Genomic DNA, 3,376 nt, shown 5'->3' with positions numbered 1-3,376 from the left:
CCGCCTCGCTCAGGGCGCGGGCGGTTTCGACCACATGGACATAAACCCCGACGACATCGGTGACGGTCGGCTCCATGGCCTTGAGGTCCGCCAGAAGCTTGACGCGCCGGAAATCGGAAAGGGAATGGGGACCGGGAAATTTGAGGATCATGCTCGGACCTTCGCGAGATTTAAGCGCCGCCGTCCTGGCCGGGCGGTGATGGCGGGGAGACTCTTTCCCCGCCCTAAAAAAGAGGGAACGGGCGGCTAGGGTGAGGTTTTTTCGGACGCAGGCTTGGCACCGGGCGCCGAGGCGGATTGCAAGGTTTCGTGCAGCCGCTTGAGGAGATCGAAACCCGGCCCCGAGGTCTGCGGCTTGTTGTCCGAATCCAAAATATAGACCGAGGTGGCCGTGCCCTTTTGCTCCAGCTTGATGCGGTATTCCTTGGAAAGCGCCTGACCCGCGCCGAACACTTCGGCGATGTCGCCGAAGAATCCACGGTCCTCATAGGGCTTCCGGTCGCCGCCGTAATAAACGTAGTACACGCCGTCGGAACGGTTTTGGTCGGTGATTTCCAGTTCCATCCGCCCCAGCGCCTTGGCGACTTCAACCCAGGCCAGCTCGAAAGGCACCTCGATTTCGATGAGCGGCACGTCGTCGGAGCTTTGGGCCAGGGTCGGCGCGGCTTCCGACCGCTTGGGACTCTTGGCGGAACGCTTAGGACGCTCGGACTCGGCGGGGCTGTTCTCCGGGGCTTCCGCCACGGGCGACTCCCTCACCTCGGAAGCCTCCCGGCTTAACCCGGAATCCCTGTCGGAACCCGCCGCGCCCCGCTTCGCGCCGTCGATGGTGGAGGAACTCAGGTCGGGCGGGATTTCCAGCGGGGGGATTTCAGTGCTGTATTGGTACTGCTTCTGCTTGTCCGGGAACCAACTGGAGATGGTGTCGCACCCCGCCAGCGTCACGGACGCGCCCAATAAAACCAGCGCCTTCCGGCAATCGAGTCGATTCATAGGGGGAATATTCACGCCACTTCGGCTTGCCGCATCGCGTCCCGCACGGCGTCGTGGCAGGACTCGGACAGCCAGGTCAGCGGCAGGCGGATGCCGGTCTTGATGAAGCCCATCTCGTGGACGGACCATTTGACGGGGATGGGGTTGGATTCGATGAACAAGTCCTTGTGGAGACCCGCCAGCTTGAGGTCGATGGCTTCGGCCCTGGCCCGGTCGCCAGCGCGGGCGGCGGCGACCATGTCGTGCATGAGCCTCGGCGCGACATTGGCCGTGACCGAAATCACGCCATGGCCACCCCGCAGGCAGAACTCGCAGGCGGTGGCGTCGTCGCCCGAATACAGCAGGAAATCCGGCCCGCACAGACGCTGGATTTCTTCCAGCCGGTCCAGCTTGCCAGTGGCCTCCTTGACGCCGACGATGTTGGGCACGCCCGCCAGTCGGCCAATGGTCGCGGGCAGCAGGTCGCAGCCGGTGCGGCCCGGCACGTTATAGAGAATCTGGGGGATTTCCACCGCCTCGGCGACGGCTTTATAGTGGCGATACAGTCCTTCCTGGGTGGGCTTGTTGTAGTAGGGCGTGACCAAGAGGCAAGCGTCCGCGCCCAATTCCTTGGCCTTTTGGGTCAGGGCAATGGCTTCCCGCGTGGAGTTGGCCCCGGTGCCGGCGATGACGGGCACTCGCCCGGCCACCCGCGCCACCGTGACGCGGATCACCTCGCAATGCTCGTCCTCATCCAGCGTGGCGGATTCGCCCGTGGTGCCCACGGCGACGATGGCGTCGGTTCCCTGCTCGATGTGAAACTCGATCAACCGGTTCAAACTGTCGATGTCCAGCGCGCCGTCTTCCTCCATCGGCGTCACTAGCGCGACGATGCTACCTTGAATCATGCACCCCTACTCGGCTTCGGCAAAAGGAGCATGTTACCTGCGCCGCCCGCCGCTGACAACCGCGCCGCCCCGCCCGCCCGCGCCTTCCCTCCGGCCTGGGGCGGCGGCAATCGGGGGGGTTAGATGGTACACTTTGCCCATTTTTCACCGTAGAGAAAGCCCCCACCATGCAGCTCGTGATTACCGTGCTGGGCGAGAACCGCCCTGAATTAATCGTGGAACTGACCCGCACGATCAAGGACGCCAAATGCACCATCCTGGAAAGCCGGATGACGGAATTGGGCCTGGAATTCGCCGGCCACCTGCTCGTGGAAGGCAACTGGAATCACATCGTGCGGCTGGAGAACGCCCTGGAGAATCTCGGCAACCGCTACGGCCTAAAAGTCACCATGATGCGGGCGCAGGACCGGGAAGCGCCGGAAGACGAAAGCGCCCTGCCCTACGCCGTGGATATTTTCGCCACCGACCAGATCAACAACATCCACGACCTGAGCGCCTTCCTGGCCGACCGGGGCATCGCCATCCTGGACCTGTCCACCAGCCGCTATCCCGCGCCGTTCACCGGGTCGTCCCTGTTCCTCGCCCACATGATCGTGAAGATTCCGGCGGGGACGCGCATCGTCAGCCTGCGGGATGAATTCCTGGACTTCTGCGACCAGTTGAATCTGGACGCCATCCTCGAACCCATCAAACGCTAAAGGAGCTAGGCCATCCCTGGCCGCGAGCGGGCGGGGACGCCCGCACTCCTACATTTTCATCGCCTTATCCCCGGAGAACGCCCGTGACAACTCCAACCCTCGGCCAACCCGCCCCGGACTTTTCAGTTTCAGCCACCTCCGGCCAGACCGTGCGCCTTGCGGACCTATCGGGAAAATACGTGATTCTTTATTTCTATCCGAAAGACAGCACCCCCGGCTGCACCCAGGAAGGCCAGGATTTCCGCGACCTATACCCGCAATTCCAAGAACTCGGCGCGGACATTTTCGGCGTCTCGCGGGACAGCCTGAAATCCCACGAGAACTTCAAGTGCAAGCAGGAATTCCCCTTCGAGTTGATGTCCGACAAGGATGAGACCTTGTGCGGGCTGTATGACGTCATCCGCATGAAGAACATGTATGGCAAGCAGGTGCGGGGCATCGAGCGCAGCACCTTCCTCATCGACCCGGAAGGCAAGCTGGCGGCGGAATGGCGGAAATTGACCGTCAAGGGCCACGCCGCCGAGGTGCTGGCGAAGGTTCAGGCGCTTGCCGACGGCTGAAAATGAAGAACGGATCAGATCCCTTGGCGGGATGCAATCCGTCACCGTAGCAAGCAAAGACCGACTCGGTTTTTGAAACCGAGTCGATCTTTTTGATTTCTCAAGCGCCTTTCAAAGACGAGGTGCAATGCGGGCAGCGCGTGGCCTTGACGGGAATGGCGGACGCGTAGAACGGGCAGTCCTTGGTGGTCGGATCGGCGGGCGGTGCCTCCCGCTTCAGCTTGTTCAAGGCACGCAC

The 3,376-nt window shown here is 62.5% G+C and carries 4 protein-coding genes; 2 read left to right on the top strand and 2 right to left on the bottom strand.

Annotated elements, in window-relative coordinates; all coding sequences use genetic code 11:
• Positions 1-246: 246 nt before the first annotated feature.
• Positions 247-993, bottom strand: a complete 747-nt coding sequence (gene bamC, locus ACXWUF_RS20890) for an outer membrane protein assembly factor BamC (protein WP_458496486.1) — start codon at positions 991-993, stop codon at positions 247-249.
• A gap of 11 nt (positions 994-1,004) precedes the next feature.
• Positions 1,005-1,880 carry a 4-hydroxy-tetrahydrodipicolinate synthase gene (dapA, locus tag ACXWUF_RS20885; protein WP_458496485.1) on the bottom strand — a complete coding sequence of 292 codons (876 nt, stop codon included), beginning with the start codon at positions 1,878-1,880 and terminating at the stop codon, positions 1,005-1,007.
• Positions 1,881-2,047: 167 nt separating this feature from the next.
• Here dapA and ACXWUF_RS20880 point away from each other — a divergent pair, with 167 nt between their 5' ends.
• Both ACXWUF_RS20880 and ACXWUF_RS20875 read left to right on the top strand, forming a co-directional pair.
• Positions 2,048-2,578, top strand: a complete 531-nt coding sequence (locus ACXWUF_RS20880; protein WP_458496484.1) for a glycine cleavage system protein R — start codon at positions 2,048-2,050, stop codon at positions 2,576-2,578.
• An 83-nt stretch (positions 2,579-2,661) separates the two neighbouring features.
• Positions 2,662-3,138: a peroxiredoxin gene (locus tag ACXWUF_RS20875; protein ID WP_458496483.1), complete on the top strand. Its 477-nt coding sequence runs from the start codon at positions 2,662-2,664 to the stop codon at positions 3,136-3,138.
• The last annotated feature ends 238 nt before the right edge of the window (positions 3,139-3,376 follow it).

It is taken from the genome of Methylomagnum sp., from assembly GCF_054333355.1.
The sequence above is the reverse complement of the archived record's forward strand: the minus strand, read 5'-3'. Positions and strand labels throughout refer to the sequence as shown.